General features: G+C 65.8%; 11 protein-coding genes and 1 pseudogene. 4 read left to right on the forward strand and 8 right to left on the reverse strand.

The window, feature by feature from the left end:
• Positions 1–44: 44 nt before the first annotated feature.
• The 5 genes from A8G18_RS06235 to A8G18_RS06255 all read right to left on the reverse strand — a co-directional run bounded on the left by A8G18_RS06235 (position 45) and on the right by A8G18_RS06255 (position 2,665).
• Positions 45–407, reverse strand: coding sequence for a hypothetical protein (locus tag A8G18_RS06235; protein WP_064063171.1), 363 nt, complete (start codon positions 405–407; stop codon positions 45–47).
• Between the two features lie 24 nt (positions 408–431).
• The gene (locus A8G18_RS06240) at positions 432–1,019 is read right to left on the reverse strand and encodes a DUF3558 domain-containing protein (RefSeq protein WP_064063172.1); all 588 of its coding nucleotides are present in this window, start codon (positions 1,017–1,019) and stop codon (positions 432–434) included.
• Positions 1,020–1,104: 85 nt separating this feature from the next.
• The gene (locus tag A8G18_RS06245) at positions 1,105–1,464 is read right to left on the reverse strand and encodes a hypothetical protein (RefSeq protein ID WP_064063173.1); all 360 of its coding nucleotides are present in this window, start codon (positions 1,462–1,464) and stop codon (positions 1,105–1,107) included.
• Positions 1,465–1,484: 20 nt separating this feature from the next.
• A complete protein-coding gene (locus A8G18_RS06250) occupies positions 1,485–2,072 on the reverse strand; it encodes a DUF3558 domain-containing protein (RefSeq protein ID WP_064063174.1) in 588 nt (195 codons plus the stop codon).
• Between the two features lie 161 nt (positions 2,073–2,233).
• Positions 2,234–2,665 carry a hypothetical protein gene (locus A8G18_RS06255; RefSeq protein ID WP_064063175.1) on the reverse strand — a complete coding sequence of 144 codons (432 nt, stop codon included), beginning with the start codon at positions 2,663–2,665 and terminating at the stop codon, positions 2,234–2,236.
• A gap of 514 nt (positions 2,666–3,179) precedes the next feature.
• Between A8G18_RS06255 and acnA the strand changes: the two genes are divergently transcribed.
• Positions 3,180–5,975, forward strand: a complete 2,796-nt coding sequence (gene acnA, locus A8G18_RS06260) for an aconitate hydratase (protein WP_064063176.1) — start codon at positions 3,180–3,182, stop codon at positions 5,973–5,975.
• A 22-nt stretch (positions 5,976–5,997) separates the two neighbouring features.
• Here the strand turns inward: acnA and A8G18_RS06265 are convergent, their stop codons facing one another.
• A complete protein-coding gene (locus tag A8G18_RS06265; RefSeq protein ID WP_016934079.1) occupies positions 5,998–6,909 on the reverse strand; it encodes a LysR family transcriptional regulator in 912 nt (303 codons plus the stop codon).
• A 175-nt stretch (positions 6,910–7,084) separates the two neighbouring features.
• On the opposite strand from A8G18_RS06265, the gene A8G18_RS06270 reads away from it, so the two are divergent.
• From A8G18_RS06270 to A8G18_RS06280, 3 genes are all read left to right on the forward strand, one after another.
• Positions 7,085–8,287, forward strand: a complete 1,203-nt coding sequence (locus A8G18_RS06270) for a Glu/Leu/Phe/Val dehydrogenase dimerization domain-containing protein (RefSeq protein ID WP_064063177.1) — start codon at positions 7,085–7,087, stop codon at positions 8,285–8,287.
• Between the two features lie 153 nt (positions 8,288–8,440).
• On the forward strand, positions 8,441–9,043 hold the full coding sequence (locus A8G18_RS22720; protein WP_147290690.1) for a hypothetical protein: 603 nt from the start codon (positions 8,441–8,443) through the stop codon (positions 9,041–9,043).
• Positions 9,044–9,327: 284 nt separating this feature from the next.
• Positions 9,328–13,671: an AAA domain-containing protein gene (locus tag A8G18_RS06280; RefSeq protein WP_064063245.1), complete on the forward strand. Its 4,344-nt coding sequence runs from the start codon at positions 9,328–9,330 to the stop codon at positions 13,669–13,671.
• Positions 13,672–13,721: 50 nt separating this feature from the next.
• Here A8G18_RS06280 and A8G18_RS06285 read toward each other — a convergent pair.
• Both A8G18_RS06285 and A8G18_RS06290 read right to left on the reverse strand, forming a co-directional pair.
• Positions 13,722–14,710: pseudogene (locus A8G18_RS06285) on the reverse strand (linear amide C-N hydrolase).
• Positions 14,711–14,891: 181 nt separating this feature from the next.
• Positions 14,892–16,628: an alpha/beta hydrolase gene (locus tag A8G18_RS06290; RefSeq protein ID WP_064063179.1), complete on the reverse strand. Its 1,737-nt coding sequence runs from the start codon at positions 16,626–16,628 to the stop codon at positions 14,892–14,894.
• Positions 16,629–16,706: the final 78 nt, after the last annotated feature.

The raw sequence follows: 16,706 nt of genomic DNA on the forward strand, positions 1-16,706 counted from the left end.
GATCAGCTGAGCGTGGCGGAGCGCGAAACGGTCGTCGGTGCGCGCTATTGCGCGCTTTGATGGCCGTTTCCCGCTCCGTTGTCGGGGTCGGTGGCGGCGAGTTGTCGGGCCCAGTCGGATTCGGTGTCGAGGAAGGCTTCTCCGCCGGTGGCGAAGGCGTCGCGGAGTTGAGTGAGGGCGTCGATGAATTGCTGCATGCGTTCGCTTGCTGATTGTGACGTTCCAGCGCCCTTGCGGCGGTATCCCGCAGCAAGCTGTTTGGCGGACTCGAAATCTCCGAATCCGCGCACGTCGTAGAGACTGTCGGCGAGTGTCTTGGACTCTCGGAGTTCATTGAGCATCACCTCGCAGATTCGAAGTATCTCCGCGACCACAGCCGGATCCAGTCGTACGAAGGGCGATGACATGCTGTCTCCTGACGATTCGACAGTTCAATCAGTGACGTATGGCTCGATCGAAGAAACCAACTCCTCGAAGTCGGTGCACCATTTTTCGATCGGCGGACCCCCGGGGTAGTCCGAGTGGTGAAGCCTGTTCAAGATGACGACCCCGAAACTTGTTTGCAACAGGTAGCTGCATGTGAGGCTTCGATCGGGATCGACCCTCATCGCAGCAGGGCGACCGTTGATGGTCGTCGGTGTCGCTCCGGTCGGATTCTCCGCAAGCTGCTCGTCGAGAGACACGTTTCCTGACAACAAAGTGAGGTCGTAGCGAGCGAGCACCCCCGGGATCTTGACAGTGCCTTTGTATCGGCACCCCAGGTAGGTGTACGTCCCCATCGGCATGTCCGCGATTTCCTTCTTTGCCGCGTCGTACCCGGCCGCATTCATGACGTCATCGGGGATGTCGTAACAGGGATCGAAAGCGACGGGCGGGCGGCCGGAGTCATCGGTGATGCGCGGAGTGTGGGTGGTCGAAGTAGCGGCCTCGTCGCTCGTGGCCGTCTCCGCCGAACCCGGACTGCACGCCGTCCCCATGACAGCCAGTGCTGCGAGCGCGACGATTCCCCACCTGCCCATGCGACCCCCCGATCGATTGTCGGCCAGACGCTAACACAACCGCCGATGGCAGTACTGCGGAGCGCAAAATGGTCATCGGTGCGCGTTATTGCGCGCTCTGATGACCGTTTCCCGCTCCGTTGTCGGGGTCGGTGGAGGCGAGTTGACGTGCCCAGTCGGCTTCGGTGTCGAGGAAGGCTTCTCCACCGGTGGCGAAGGCGTCGCGGAGTTGGGTGAGTACTTCGATGAACTGCTCGACGCGTTCCTTCGCAGACTCCGGGGTACCAGCGGCCTTTCGTCGGTAACCTGCGGCGAGTTGCTTGGCCGAGTCGAAATCGCCGAAGCCGTCAGCGAACAACAGGTTTCCGGTGGTAGCTCTCGACTTTTCGAAGTCGGCAAGCATGACGTCACAGATGCGCACAATCTCGTCAATGATTTCGGGTTCCAGTCTCAGAAATCCGGACATGAGACCTCCATGGTCAGAGTCTAATTGTCGATGATCGGTTCAATTGCCGAGACAAGCTCGTCCATGTCGGTGCACCATTCACTTTCGGGAACCGGTCCCGGACGGTCCTTGTTGTATAGCCGCAGGAAACTGACGATTCCGAAGTCGGACTGAAGGACATATGTACAGGCGTCCTTATTCGCCGGATTCACTTCTAGGAGCGCCCGACGCCCGTTGATGCTGATTTCGGTCGCCATAGCGCCGTTCTTCGCGAGTTCTTCATCAAGGGAGACATTCCCTGCCAAGATGCTGAGGTTATAGCCCCGCCGAATTCCGGGAACGTAGTCATCCTTCCGGTATGTACAACCGAGAAAGGTGTAGGTACCCATCGGGTAATCCGCGACTTCCTTCTTCGCCGCGTCGTACCCGGCCGCGTTCATGACGTCATCCGGGATGTCGTAGCAGGGGTCGAAGGTGACGGGTGGTCTGCCGGAGTCGTCGGTGATGCGCGGGGTGCGGGTCGTCGACGTGGCTGCCTCGTCGTCTGTGAGGTCATCCGCGGCGCTCGGACTGCACGCCGTCACCACTGCCACTGCTGCTGCGAGCGCGATGATTCCCCACTTACCCATGCGACCCCCCGATCGATTGTCGGGCAGACGCTAACACAAAGCGGGCGAGGGGTGATGAGGGCTGATTCGTCGTACACGAACGCTCTCGGCTTCCAGGAAGCCGAGAGCGTTCGGTTACCTCCGCGACCCGACTATCGGTTCGCGCGGGTCAATGCTGACGGTCAGTATGCAAAGGCATAGTTGTATCCGCCGTAGCTGCTATGGCTTTCGTCTCGTGCAACCAGGGTGTAGTTCGGCGGCGCACCGGTGCTACCCGAGAACAGCGGGTAGGAGACCGAGTAGACGGCGGCGTAGACATAGTGCGCACGCTCGTTCTTGATCAGAGCAGACACATACGAATCGGACTCGATGCCGACCTCGATGACGCCGCAGTAACTGCCGTCCTGCGCCTTGGCGGGCAGGCTGACGATCTTGCTGACCTCGCCGTACCGGTCGTCGTACGAGATCTGGTTGTTGTGCTGGTTGGAGCTGCAGAACACGTACTTCACCCCGCTGCCGGAGATGGTCACAGCCTGGGCCACGGGGGTGGTGAGCACTGCCGAACCTGCTGCGAGCGTGGCAGCAGCAGCGAGCGTTCCGATGAACTTCTTCATTGATTCCAATCCTTGTGTGAATGCTGTCGGCCTGGCACATCCCGCCTCGGATATGGGCTGCAGTCCGTATGTGGACGGGATGAGAGGAGGGCGAAGTGGCGGCTTATGACCGCGGGTCGTCGAATCCTCCGAGATATCGCGCCTTCCACCACAGCGGACTGTGCGCAGCGATCCGTGCTCGTCGGCTCAGGGCAGGCCGAGAATGACGCGGCTGCGAGCCGGCGAACAGGTTCACTGCAATGTCCGTTCTGTATGGAATGACCGTATGGGTGTCGCGTGTGCCGGCGCCCGCGTTACACACTCCCGAAGCGCTCTCACAGCACCCCGGACCACGGGCGCGAACTGGTCATCGGAGCGCGCAATAACGCGCACCGATGACCGTTTCACGCGTCGCTATCGAGTCGCCCTCTGCCGGTGTCCGGGGCCCCTGAATCCACCCGGTGATTGCCGCACAGCGGAACGGGCTACCCATCCGGGTAACCACCGGAAACATCGCAGTCGGGAGGGCACGTTCATGAGTGACGACAGTTTCGGCGCACGCGACACCCTGAAGGTCGACGACACCGATTATCGGATCTATCGCATCGACAGGGTCCCGGGCTCGGAGCGACTGCCTTACAGCCTCAAGGTCCTGTTGGAGAACCTGCTGCGCACCGAGGACGGGCGTCTCGTCACCCGGGAGCAGATCGAAGCGGTCGCGGGATGGGATCCGAAGTCGACGCACAACCCGGAGATCCAGTTCTCCCCGGCGCGCGTCCTCATGCAGGACTTCACCGGCGTGCCGTGCGTCGTGGACCTCGTGGCGATGCGTGACGCCATGACGCAGCAGGGCGGCGACCCGAAGCGCATCAACCCTCTGATTCCCACCGAACTCGTCATCGACCATTCGGTGATCGCCGATGTCTTCGGCACCGAGGACGCCTTCCGGGTCAACACCGATCTCGAGTTCCAGCGCAATCGTGAACGCTACGAGCTGCTGCGCTGGGCGCAGGGTGCCTTCGACGATTTCAAGGTGGTTCCGCCCGGCACCGGCATCTGCCATCAGGTGAACCTCGAGTACCTGGCCCGCGTCGTCTTCACGCGGGAGGACGGGGACGGCGGGCTCGTCGCCTATCCCGATTCGCTCGTCGGCACCGACTCGCACACCCCCATGGTCAACGGCCTCGGCGTGGTCGGCTGGGGTGTCGGTGGTATCGAAGCCGAAGCGGCGATGCTGGGCCAGCCCGCGTCGATGTTGATCCCGCAGGTCGTCGGCTTCAAGCTCACCGGCGAGCTGACGGAAGGCACGACGGCGACCGACCTCGTGCTCACCGTCGCCGAGATGCTCCGCAAGACAGGCGTGGTCGGCAAGTTCGTCGAGTTCTTCGGTCCCGGCGTGGCCAACGTGCCGCTCGCCAACCGCGCGACCATCGGCAACATGAGCCCCGAGTACGGCTCGACGATCTCGATCTTCCCGATCGACGACGTCACCCTCGACTACCTGCGCCTCACCGGCCGCGACGACCGGCAGATCCGCCTCGTCGAGGCGTATGCGAAGGAACAGGGTCTGTGGCACGACCCGGATCGCGAGCCCGAGTACAGCGAGGTCGTCGAACTGGATCTGGCGAAGGTCCGCCCGTCCGTCGCCGGCCCGAAGCGACCGCAGGACCGCATTCCCGTCGCGCTCACACCCAAGGCCGTGACCTCGCTGCTCAACGGTGAGGAGGTGCCCGACGTCGTCTCCCGCGTCCAGGATTCGGGTGTCGACGAGGGCGTGCTCGAATCGTTCCCCGCCAGCGATCCGGTGTCGGTGCGCAGCGAGGACTCCCGCGACGAGCCGCGCGAGCCCGTACCCGACGATGCCGATACCTCGGCGCCGCCGTCGAAGAAGGTCCCGGTGCGGATCGGCGACGGCGACGAGTTCGAACTCGACAACGGCCACGTGGTGATCGCGGCGATCACGTCGTGCACGAACACGTCGAACCCGTCGGTGATGATCGGCGCGGCGCTGCTCGCGAAGAAGGCCGTCGAGAAGGGGCTGCGGAGCAAGCCGTGGGTGAAGACCACGCTGGCTCCGGGGTCGCGGATCGTCACCGACTACTACGAACGTTCGGGTCTGACACCGTATCTCGACAAGCTCGGCTTCAATCTCGTCGGCTACGGCTGCACGACCTGCATCGGCAATTCCGGCCCGCTTCCCGACGAGATTGCCGCCGCGATCGACGAGCACGACGTCAACGTCTCGGCCGTGCTGTCGGGCAACCGCAACTTCGAGGGACGGATCCATCCGCAGACGAAGATGAATTTCCTCGCGTCGCCGCCGCTGGTGATCGCGTATGCGCTGGCCGGCTCGATGCTCGTCGACCTCTTCAAGGACCCGCTCGGCACCGACACCGAGGGCAACGAGGTCTACCTGCGCGACATCTGGCCCACCACGCAGGAGATCCAGGAGGTCATCGACGACGCGGTGCGCGCGGAGATGTTCGAGACCGGCTACCAGGACGTCTACACGGGCGACGAGACGTGGCGGAATCTCGACGTGCCCGACAGTGAGGTGTTCGAGTGGAAGGACGAGTCGACGTACGTGCGGCGACCTCCGTATTTCGAGGGCATGTCGTCGGAGCCCGACCCGCTGCGCGACATCGAGGGCGCGCGGGTGCTCGCGCTGCTCGGCGATTCGGTGACCACCGACCACATCTCGCCGGCCGGGTCGATCCGACGGGACAGCCCCGCCGGTCGCTACCTGCAGGAGCACGGCGTCGACCAGGCCGACTTCAACTCCTACGGTTCGCGACGGGGCAACCACGAGGTGATGATCCGCGGCACCTTCGCCAACATCCGGCTGCGCAACCAGCTCGTGCCGGACGTCGAGGGTGGTGTCACCCGGTATCTGCCGACCGGCGAGCAGATGAGCATCTACGACGCCGCGCAGAAGTACGCGGAGGACGGCACTCCGCTGGTCGTGCTCGCGGGAGCGGAGTACGGGTCGGGTTCGTCGCGTGACTGGGCGGCGAAGGGCACGCTGCTGCTGGGTGTGCGGGCGGTGATCGCGCAGTCGTACGAGCGCATCCACCGCTCCAATCTCATCGGCATGGGCGTGCTGCCGCTGCAGTTCCCGGAGGGCGAGTCGGCGCAGAGCCTCGGCCTGACGGGGGAGGAGGAGTTCACCATCACCGGTCTGGAGGGCGGCAACGAGATTCCCGAGACCGTGCACGTGAAGGCGGGGGATACGGAGTTCGACGCGACGGTGCGCATCGACACCCCCGCCGAGGCCGAGTACTTCCGGCACGGCGGAATCCTGAAGTACGTGCTGCGCCAGCTCGCGCAGTGACAACAGAAGCGGGGGCTCGTGGCTACTGGGCCGCGAGCCCCCGTTCCGCTGCGGCGGTGCGTACGGCGTCGATGACCAGCCGCAGCGGGGGCCGTTCCGCAGCGATCCCGCGATGGGCGATGGAGATCGTGCGAATGAGCGGTTCGGTCAACGCCACGACCTCGACTCCGGGTGGGCTCAACGTCAATCCGAGATCGGAGACGAGGGTGACGCCCAGCCCCGCGGCGACCATCGACAACGCTGTCGCCTGCTCACCGACTTCGTGGTTGATCCTGGGCTCGAACCCCGCACGCTGACACGCGAGGCTCACCGCGCGACCGAAATGAGAGTGGGGCCCAGCGAGAACCCAGGGATGCTCGGCGAGGTCGGCGAGTGCGATGGTGCCTGCCGGCACCGTTCCGGGTGGCACCGCGGCGTGCAGTCGCTCGACCGCGATCACCACCCTCGTCAGCTCCGGATCCCACAGCATCGGGTAGCCGGAGTATTCGATGACGAAGGAGAAGTCGAGGGAACCGTCGCGGACGGCGTCGGCGGTCTCTTCGGGCGTGAGCTCTCGCGTCCGGACCTCGATGCCGGGGTGTTCGGCGGCCAGCAGCGCCAGTGCAGTGGGTATCAGCGTGGACGCGACGGACGCCCACACGCCGGCTGTGAGGCGCGCGGTGACACCGTCGCGTGTCCGTTCGAGTGCGGTCGTCGCGCGCTCCACCGACTGCAGGATCTCTTCGGCGTGCTCGGCGAGCAGTACACCGGCTTCGGTCAACTGGACCCGACGCCCCCGACGTTCGAAAAGCCTTGCGCCGACATCCCGTTCGAGTTGGGTGAGCTGTTGCGAGACCGCAGAGGTGGTGTAGTGCAGGGCGAGCGCGGCGGCCGTCACGGTGCCACGGCGATGCAGTTCTCGAAGCATCCGTAACCGGCGCAGCGACAGCTCCATGTCGTCAGCGTAGGTAACGCGCAGAGGCTCGCAACTGCTGCGACATCGCGCTGTGTAGAAATCGTGAACTCTCACCTTCGAGTTTCGTAACTGGACGCTCCGCGCTACCCCCGGGCACGCTGGCGTCACCGGCCGAATCGCCGTAGCGACGACTCTGACGAACGGGGGACCGCACATGACCACGATGGCACGCGTCGACGCGGTGGACACCCGCCAGGACGAACCTTTCATACGCCTGATCTGGACGGACCCGGTGACGGGTGCGCACGGCTATCTCGTCGTCCACACCCTGGTGGGTGATATGGCGACCGGCGGCACACGCATGCGGGCCGCGTGCACGATGTCGGAGGTCGAGGATCTGGCGCGAGGAATGGCGGCCAAGACCGCGGTGTTCGACCTGCCGGTGGGCGGCGCGAAGGGCGGGATCGACTTCGACCCGAAGGATCCCCGTGCCGTCGGCGTGCTGCAGCGGTTCTGCCAGGCGATGCGTCCGTGGCTGAACGCGCATTGGGTCACGGCCGAGGACCTGGGTGTTCCCCAGCATCTTCTCGACGAGGTCTTCGCGCGGCTTGGCCTGCACCAGTCGTTCCATGCCGCGATCTGCCGCGCGGCGGATCCGGCGATCACCCTGGACCGGGTGCGGATGTCCCTGAACGCGCCGGTCGACGGCGGTTTCCTGCTGGGCGACGTGATCGGTGGTTACGGCGTTGCGCAGGCCTGCATCGCCACCGCGAACGCGTTCCGATGGATGCCGGCCGAGACCACCGTCGCGATCCAGGGAATCGGCACGATGGGTGGTGGCGCCGCCTGGTATCTGCACGAAGCGGGTATGCACGTGACCGCCGTCGCCGATGCCGCCGGAACGCTGTATTGCCGTGAAGGGCTGGATATCCCGCTATTGCTCGACCTGCGGGACGAATACGGGGAGATCGATCGATCCCGCGTTCCGTCGAATGTCGAGCAACTTCCGCGCGACGCGGTGATCGGCATTCCTGCCCACATCTTCGTTCCCGCTGCCATCTCCTACGCCATCACGGCGGAGAACGTCGGCCGGGTCGCCGGGCGGGTCGTGGTCGAGGCCGCGAACTCCGCGACGACTCCGGACGCCGAAGCCGTGCTCACCGGTCGCGGCATCCCGGTCATCCCGGATTTCGTCGCCAATGCCGGTGCGGTCGCGTGGGCGTGGTGGGTGCTGCTCGGGTGGGTGGGAACCGACCCGGAGGAGTCCTTCCGGCGCCTGCGTACCGAGATGCCGACCAAGATCACGCTGCTGGTCGAACGCTGGGCGCTGGATCGGGTGCCGCCGCGGCAGACGGCACGCCAACTCGGCGCGACCAACCACGCGCCGGCGGCCTCGCACACGATCACCATCCCCTGAGGTTCCAGTGCCCCACGCTCTCCGTGCAGATCAGCATGCCGGCCCTACGCGGGCACGCTCATGCCGCGGCACTCCGGTAACAGTCGCGAGCCGAACCTCCGCTAGGTGCAGCGGAGATCAACTTGTCGGACACCAACGCTAGTGTCTCCGTTCATGGGGGCAGACTCTGGAGATCAGACGCAATCGTTCGATTGGCAGAAGTGGACTGCGATTATTGCGGTTTTCGTTGCGGTGGTGTCGGCTGCCGCAGCCTGCGTCAGCGCGAATTCGTCGAGGGCATCTGCAGATGTCTCAGCGCGTGCATTGGAAGTGGACCGAGCTGATCTCTACTACGACGTCTTGTTGGCAGACTCCATTCCGGTGACGGGCGCGGTGCAACTCGTGCTCAGAAACCCGGGTAAGCGACCCGTCTCGGTGAATGGAGTTCGCGTCACTCACGGTGAACAGGAGGCGTTGGTGACTCTTGTCGATCTCACCAGCCCCGTGGAATCTGCAGAACTCGAGAGGAACGGGGCAGAAGGGGTGGGTCTCGGACGTGTTTCGCCGATCCCGGCCCACACGGTGGAGCTGAGTCCTGGAGGTGTGGACTTCCTCGTCATCTCGGCTGATGTACTCGGAAAGATCGTAACGGGACATCGCTGGTGTCGGGGACTCGACGAGGTCGGTTTCGAACTGATCACCGGAATCGGGTTCGTGGCGATGACTCCACCCGGCCCGCTTGTGGAGTACCTCCAAGGCTGGTGTGGCAACCAGTAGCGGACCGTGGAACCGAGTTCCTTCGGCCAACCGGGGCGTCGTGCGTGTCTCACTTCTTTCGGGCAGTGCAGCCGTAGTACCCCGTGCTTGTTGTTTCTACGGGCCGATGCGGTGGGCTCGATGCCGGAAAACGATCGTGTCGTGAGCGGGACCGGCCACGGACGCGTCGGCTGGGGCTTCTAAGGTGGACATACCCGTCCCCGTGGACGGGCGGAAGGACGTCCGCAAGGGTGAGTGGAGAGCGCGTGGAGTCAGGCGAGAGCGAACCCCAGCTGAGGGATCGCGTGCAACGTCTGCTCGCCTTCCTTGCCGAGCTCGTCAAGGCCCGCAGCGCGCCCGTCCGCGTCGTCGACAAACACCGCGCCGTGATGTCCCTCGAGGAGGGAAACATCAGAGCCGGGCTGCGGCCCCATGCCGCATCGGGCGACATCGTCCTGCGTTCGCGCCGCGCTCAGCTCGAGGACCCGCCGCGCCCGCCCGCAGAGCTCGCGAAGTACGTGCACGGGGACATCGCGGATTCCGCCGTCGAGCCCGAACTCGACCCGCAGACCATCGGCACCGACGGTCTCGAAGTCTGGCTGACGGACTGGCGCGCGTGGGCGGTCGTCGACCGTGAACGGCAGGCCGCCTCGCACCTGTACAGCTTCCTGCAGCGAGCGATGCTCGACCTCGAGGACCAGCCCGAATCGCTGGAGCTCGTCGTCGCGTCGGGGCTGCTGCACCTCTCCGAGGGCGTGGCGGGCGCGCGGGTCCACACGCACCTGATCACGCAGGCCGCGCTCATCGAGCGACAGGGCGACTCCGGCGACCTGGTGGTCCGGCTGAGCCCCAGCGCCGGGCCGTCGCTGGAGGACGTCCAGCTCCTCACCGGACTGGAGGTCTTCGACCCGACGAGTGTCCGCGAGCTGCACGATGCCCTCGTCACTCAGGTCGCGTCGCCTCTCGACCCCGCGGCCCGCGCGTTCCTGAAGAGCTGGGCCGACCGTGCGCTCACCGTGCCGGTCGACGTCGTCGAGCGGGCGGACGAAGCCTCGTCGTCGGACGCCTTCGTGACGCCGTCGCCGGTGCTCGTGCTGCGTAAGCGCGGCGCCCACGCGCTCATCGAGTACTACAGCCGCATGACCGAGGCCGCCGCCGACGAGTCGAACCCGGTGCCACTCGGGTTGGCGCAGCTCGTCGAAGCGATCGAACCGGCCGACCGGGTCGCATGGCTCGACCGCATCGGCACACCGTCGACCGAGTTCACCGGGGAGCAGCTGATGCCGCTGCCAGCCAACGAGGAGCAGCGCGACATCATCGACCGGCTCGCCGGTGACAGCGGTGTCGTGGTCGAGGGACCACCGGGCACGGGCAAGACCCACACCATCGCCAACATCGTCGCGGCGCTGCTCGCACGGGGCCAGCGCGTGCTGGTCACCAGTGAGAAGGCGCAAGCCCTGCGTGTACTCCGCGAGAAGCTCCCGTCCGAACTGCAGGAACTGTGCGTGGCCGTCACCGACCCGGTGCACGGCGGCACGGTGGAGCTCACCCGTAGCGTCAGCGAAATCGCCATCCGCAAGGCGCAATTCAACGTGCGGCGCGCACAGGAGCGCATCGACGAACTCACCACGCAGCGCAACGACGCGCTGGAGCGTCGCGCGACGCTGATGGAACAGATCCGGCAGGCGCGCGCGGAGGAAACCGAGGTCCACGCCGACGTCGCCGCCGGTTACGAGGGGACGGCCGCGTCGATCGTCCGGCGGGTCCGCGCGCACGAAGCCAAGTACGCGTGGTTGCCCGCGCCTCTGCTCACCGACACCCCACCGCTGACCGTCGACGAGCTGGTCACGCTCCACTCGTTGCATCAACGGTCGAGCGTCGAGCGCGCGCGCCGTCGCCAGCAGCGCTTCCCCGAACTGTCCCTGCCCACCCAGAGGGAACTGCAGTACGCGTGCGCCGCCGTCTCTCAGGCATCGAGCGGCACCACCAACGGTGAGACGCAGGGCCTGCTGCGGGTTCTCGAGAGTGCGTCGCTCGAAGCACTCGGCCGCATCCGCGACCTGTGCGAGCAGCTGCAAGGTGCCCTCGAGGACGCGGACCGGCTCGACGCGCGGATCCAGCGCGTCGCCGACGACGTCCTGTCGGGCCGGGCCCAGCATCTGTGGGGGAAGACCGCCGAACTCGCTGAGCTCGTGCAGGCCGCGCAGGAGGCCGACCGGATCATCGGTGCCGGCTCGGTGGAGACCGCCGTGACGGGACGGCAGGCCTTCGAGGCGTACGACGCGCTCGCGCGCAAGCTGGAGGGGGGCGACACCTGGCGCAGCGGTTTCACCCGCTTCCGGCGCAGCGACGAGCAATCCGCCGTCGAGGCACTCGGTGAACTCGCGACCGTCGACGGCGTCGCGGCCACCACCGCCCAGACCGCGCGCATCGTCGCCGAGCACCTTCGTGCGCTCGAAGCGATCCGGGTCGCGCGCGTCGTGCTTCGCGATCTGGGCATCGATATCGAACTCGACGAGTCGCGCAGCCGTGCGGTCGGCACCCTCGTATTCCTCGATCGGGACCGCGCCATCGTCGACAATCTGGTGGCCCGTGTGCACGACGTCGAATCGGCACTGCGCGAGGTCCATCCGGGTGCGCCGCGGATCACGAGCATCGAGCAGGCGCGCTCCACCGCGGAGTCGGCACGGACCATCGCCGCAGCGGGCACCGCGGAAGCGAGCAAGAACTGGCTCGAATCCATCGGCATGTACGTGCGGAGCCAGATCTCCGGGGGAGCGTCGCCCGAAGGACGCGCACTGGCACGGGCCTTCCACGACGCCGACTTCGACGCCATCAATGCGGCCTTGGATGCGTGGGACCGGGCGGCGGGGGAGCAACGCGAGGAGCTGGAACTCGTCTCCCTTCACGCGCGCCTGACCACCGCTGCACCCGCGCTCGCGCAGGCCCTCGCCGAGAATCCGTTGAGTCTGGCGTGGCCGGTTCGCCTCGCAGACGTCGAGGAGGCGTGGGCGTGGCGACGCGCAGACGAATGGGTGCGGCGCTTCCAGGAGCGAAACGACGACGGGCAGTTCGAACGCGAACTCGATGCCGTCGAGAAAGACCTCGCGCGTCTCACGACCGAGCTCGTCGAGGAGAAGGCATGGAGCGCGTGTCTCGACCGCACCACCGCCGAGCAGGTGCAGGCGCTCCATTCGTACCGCGACCATGTCGCGAGTATCGGTAAGGGAACCGGGCGCTACGCGGAACGTTATCGGGCGGCCGCGCGCGAGGCCATGCAGGTCGCGCAGGGCGCGGTGCCGGCCTGGGTGATGCCGCTGCAACAGGTGCTGGCTTCGATTCCGCCCGAGCAGAATTCGTTCGACGTCGTCATCGTCGACGAAGCGAGCCAGACCGACATCAGCAGCCTGTTCCTGCTGTGGTTGGCGCCGCGCGTGATCATCGTCGGCGACGACAAGCAGTGTGCACCGAGTGCGGTGTCGCTGGGTGCGCTCGACGGGGTGTTCAGTCGCCTCGACTCGTACCTGCCCGACATCCCGAACTACCTGCGCGACAGCTTCACTCCGCGGTCGAGCCTGTTCTCGTTGCTGCGGTCGAGGTTCGGCAGCATCGTCCGGTTGCGCGAGCACTTCCGGTCGATGCCGGAGATCATCGCGTGGTCGAGCGACCAGTTCTACGCCGACGATCCGTTGGTTCCCATGCGGCAGTACGGCTCCGATCGTCTGCAGCCGTTGCGCACCACGCTTGTCGAGGACGCGGCCGTCACCGGCCAGAACTCGACGCTGACGAACTACGCCGAGGCACACGCCCTGGTCGACACGCTCGTGAAGTGCGTCGAGGATCCCGCCTACGACGGCAAGACCTTCGGTGTGGTGGTGCTGCAGGGGCAGCTGCAGGTCGACATCATCCAGAACGAGCTGCTGGACCGGCTCACCCCGGAGCAGTGGGAGGAACGCAGGCTCCGTGTCGGCACGCCCCCGGACTTCCAGGGCGACGAACGGAACGTGGTGTTCCTGTCGATGGTCGTCGCGCCCGAACAGAACATCGCGGCGTTGACCCGGACCGAATACCAGCGACGCTTCAACGTCGCGGCCTCGCGTGCCCAGGACCAGCTGTGGCTGTTCCACTCGAGGACGATCGACACGCTGCGTCGCACCGACCTGCGGTACTCGCTGCTCACCCACATGCGGACTACGTCCCCGCGCCCGGCCGAGCCGATGCCCGCCGGCGTGACGCGCGACGAGCGGCACGAGGCGTTCGACAGCCTCTTCCAGCAGGACGTCTTCCTGGACATCGCTACTCGCGGCTATCACGTGAACCCGCGGGTCGAGGTGAACGGACACTTCATCGATCTCGTCGTGACCGGGGCGGCAGGCAAGCTGGCAGTCGCCTGCGACGACGAGCAGTGGCACACGAGCCCCGACCGGCAGAACGCCGATCTGGAGCGAGAGCGTGAACTGCACCGCAGTGGCTGGAAGTTCTGGCGGGTCCGGGAATCTGAGTACTACCTCGACCCGGTCGCCGCCCTGTCAGGACTGTGGGAGGAGCTGGAACGTCGCGGGATCGCGCCGGGCCGGATGGATGCAACGGTCGTCGGTGAGATCGCCGATCCGGGTACGCGATTGATGGCGGGAATGGACGACTACTGAAACGACTGGGCCGCCCCAGCGTTCGCGGTGGCCATCGGATAGAGAAAGATCTATGACGGCATAGCGATGAACGTCAACGGATCCGACTTCTCGAATCGGCCGCTGACACTGCCCGCGAGACCACCTTCGAGTGCCGTGTCGCCCAGGAGGTCGAGCTTGCCCGCCGGTGCGCCTTCCGAGAGGTCGAGATCGCTCAGGTCGACCCATACGATGTTGGGGCGCGTCGTCGATTCGAACACGTAACGCTTCTCGGCGAGGTCGGCCACCGTCTGCCAGATCGTCTGCGAAGCAGACGGTTTTCCGGGTTCGGGTACGCGGAACGGCTGCGCGGCATTGCGGATCACGCTGAGAACGCCCGCGATCGCCTGCACTTGGCTCTGCGGTTCCGGAAGGCTGCCGACGTAATGCGCTGCGCGAGCGAACCTGTCGGACGCATTACCGGTGCCGGGGAGTGGTGCCTCACCGCCGAATCCCTTCACCTTCTTCAGCAGTTCCAGCTGTTCGCCGTAGGCGGGGGAGTTCGTCATGACGGCGTAGTCGCGGCTGTGCCAGACCGTCGGTGTGCCGTCGAGGTATTCGATGATCGCGGAGTCGCCGGTCGCGTCGTCGAGTGCGAGATGCACGGCGGGTACCCACCGGTCGCCGGGTCGCCCAGCGGAACGACCTGCACGCCGGTCTTCTCGATCCAGTCGACGGCCTCGGCGACGGTCGCGAAGTGGTCGAGGAAGTACTGCATCCACACCGCAACGCTGAGCGCGGGTCGGCTCTTGTCGTGGGTGCCGTAGTCCGATTCGGTGAGCCACAGGATGTGCCCACCGAGGCCGGCCTCGTTGAGTCCGTCGACGGTCATCATGTCGTAGGCACCCGCGACCACACTGCCGTACTTCGACGTCCACGAGAGTTGTCCACCGACACCGTCGTCGCGAGTGATACCCCGGGGGAGCGCCCACAGATTGGTGGCGGTTTCGCGGTGGTAATCCATGTTGCGTCCCACGAGCACTTGACCGGACAGGCCGTTCCACACAACTCGTGTGCACATATGCGACACCTTCCCGCGGTAGATCCGCGTCGACGAATTATCGATCCCCGTGAATCGACGTACTCCGGTTCGCATTCCTGTGTCGATTCACAAGCGATATCGAGGTTGTATCACGGGGTGGTGCGAGAAACCTGGAGAAAACTCGATTCGCCGGACTAAGCGGGAGGGTGAATTCTCCTCGTCACTCATCCGACGACAGTGCGTCGAAGACCGCCTTCACGCGCACCTCGTCCTCGATGCCGAGAATGTCCGCCCAGAAGAACCCGGCCTCGGTCGTGTAGGCGTGGCCGTGGCCACCGGGCACTTCGGCGGCGAACACCATGTCAAGCGTGACCTGCCAGAACGTCACGAACGGAATCCACGACATCCCCTTGTCGATGTCGGCGCCGCGCTCCTCGCGCAGCCAGTCCGGGCGGTGCCGGACCAGTTGGGAGGACCACCACACGATCGGATCGCTGGGATGCTGCCAGTACACGATGCGGGGAGATTCCCAGTCGCGCAGGCCGTCGAGTTCGGTGAGGTCGTCGGGTGTCGCAGCGAATCGCACGTTCTGCCCGCCGTAGATGACCGGGAGAATTTCGCGACTTCCCGGATCGCGCGAATCGGTGATACGTCGCCACTGCTCTGTGAAATTCGGTGTGCCCACCCAAAGCGCGCCGTCGGTTCGGGTGATCATGTCCTGCACGCCGGCGAAGGCCGATTGACCTCCGTACGAGCCCAGTGATTCGCCGAAGACGAGCAGCTTCGGCCGGGTTTCCGGATCGAGGACACTCCATCTCGCGTACACCGCCTCGAACAACGCGCGACCTGCATTGCGGGGCGAGACCCGGTCGGCGAGGAAAGCCAGGGGACTGGCGAGAAACGAATACTGCATGGCTGCGATGGCCGAGTTGCCGTCCGAGAGGTATTCCAGGGCGGCGGCGACGTCCTGGTTCACCCAGCCACGACCTGTCGTCGTAGCCACGGCGAGGTACTCGCGCTCGAAGGCGCCTGTGCGGTCGAGTTCGGCAACGACATGGGACGCGAGCACCTCCATCTCGTCGTAGTCCGTGTAGCCGTCGAGATTGTCGAGGGAGCGGTAACCGGCGTAGACCCGGATGGGCATCATCGCGGGTCCACCGGTCACCGCGGTGATCTCCTCCGGAGACGGACCGCCTGCGACGAACGTGCGGCCCTCACGGCCCAGCGAATCCCACGGTTCGAGCGACGCGTCCGACCCGGATCGTTCCGGCGCCTGCGGCTGCTCGACTCCGTCGGCGGTGCCCTCGTCCACGGCCATCGCCGATCCGTTGGCGATACGCGCGATCTCCACCGACAGCAGGCCTTCCACCGCCCAGAACACGATCAACCCGACCAGCACGACACTCACGATCCGCGCCAACGGCCTCGGCAACACGCGGACGACGAGGCCGGTGACCCACTGCGCCACGCGCCGCAGACCGCGACCGATGATGAGCAGGAGCAGCGCCACGACCACGGAGACGAGCAGGACGCCGGGATAGTCCCAGCTACTGCCGGGTTCCATCCCGACGAGTTCGCGGCTGATGTCCTGCCACCACGAACCGAGGACGAGGAAGGTCGGCACCACCACGACGGCGACCACCGCGAGCAGGTACCAACCGACCTTCTTGACGGTCGCCGACCAGTTCGTCTCGAAGCCGCACTTGCGGACGATCCAGGCGAGGAGCACGCCGATCCCGTAGCCCGTGATGACGCTGATGCCGGTCGCGACGCCCTGCAGGTACCAGGGGCGGGGAAGCAGTGACGGTGACAGCGACCAGCAGTAGAACAGCAGCGCGACGGCGAGGCCGACCGGATGGAACCGTCCCAACCATCGCAGGATCCCGTCCTTCAGCCGAGCCGAGAACGAAGGGGACGGCTCAGGAGGTGCGGGCGGTGTATCGAGGGTCGTGGTCATCGGCGGTCACTTTCGTCGGTACCAGTGCGCAGGAAGGCATGGCGAAGAGACGGAATGCGAAGCCGTAGGGGAGAAACT

Origin of the sequence: Rhodococcus gordoniae (assembly GCF_001646655.1) — a bacterium.
Classification (GTDB): Bacteria; Actinomycetota; Actinomycetes; order Mycobacteriales; family Mycobacteriaceae; genus Rhodococcus; species Rhodococcus gordoniae.

Bases quoted from the DNA above. Each gene is read 5' to 3' on its own strand.
- A8G18_RS06240 (WP_064063172.1), bottom strand. From the start codon at position 1,019: ATGGGCAGGTGGGGAATCGTCGCGCTCGCAGCACTGGCTGTCATGGGG.
- A8G18_RS22720 (WP_147290690.1), top strand. From the start codon at position 8,441: ATGGGGGCAGACTCTGGAGATCAGACGCAATCGTTCGATTGGCAGAAG.
- A8G18_RS06245 (WP_064063173.1), bottom strand. From the start codon at position 1,464: ATGTCCGGATTTCTGAGACTGGAACCCGAAATCATTGACGAGATTGTG.
- A8G18_RS06265 (WP_016934079.1), bottom strand. From the start codon at position 6,909: ATGGAGCTGTCGCTGCGCCGGTTACGGATGCTTCGAGAACTGCATCGC.
- A8G18_RS06235 (WP_064063171.1), bottom strand. From the start codon at position 407: ATGTCATCGCCCTTCGTACGACTGGATCCGGCTGTGGTCGCGGAGATA.
- A8G18_RS06250 (WP_064063174.1), bottom strand. From the start codon at position 2,072: ATGGGTAAGTGGGGAATCATCGCGCTCGCAGCAGCAGTGGCAGTGGTG.
- acnA (WP_064063176.1), top strand. From the start codon at position 3,180: ATGAGTGACGACAGTTTCGGCGCACGCGACACCCTGAAGGTCGACGAC.
- A8G18_RS06255 (WP_064063175.1), bottom strand. From the start codon at position 2,665: ATGAAGAAGTTCATCGGAACGCTCGCTGCTGCTGCCACGCTCGCAGCA.
- A8G18_RS06270 (WP_064063177.1), top strand. From the start codon at position 7,085: ATGACCACGATGGCACGCGTCGACGCGGTGGACACCCGCCAGGACGAA.
- A8G18_RS06290 (WP_064063179.1), bottom strand. From the start codon at position 16,628: ATGACCACGACCCTCGATACACCGCCCGCACCTCCTGAGCCGTCCCCT.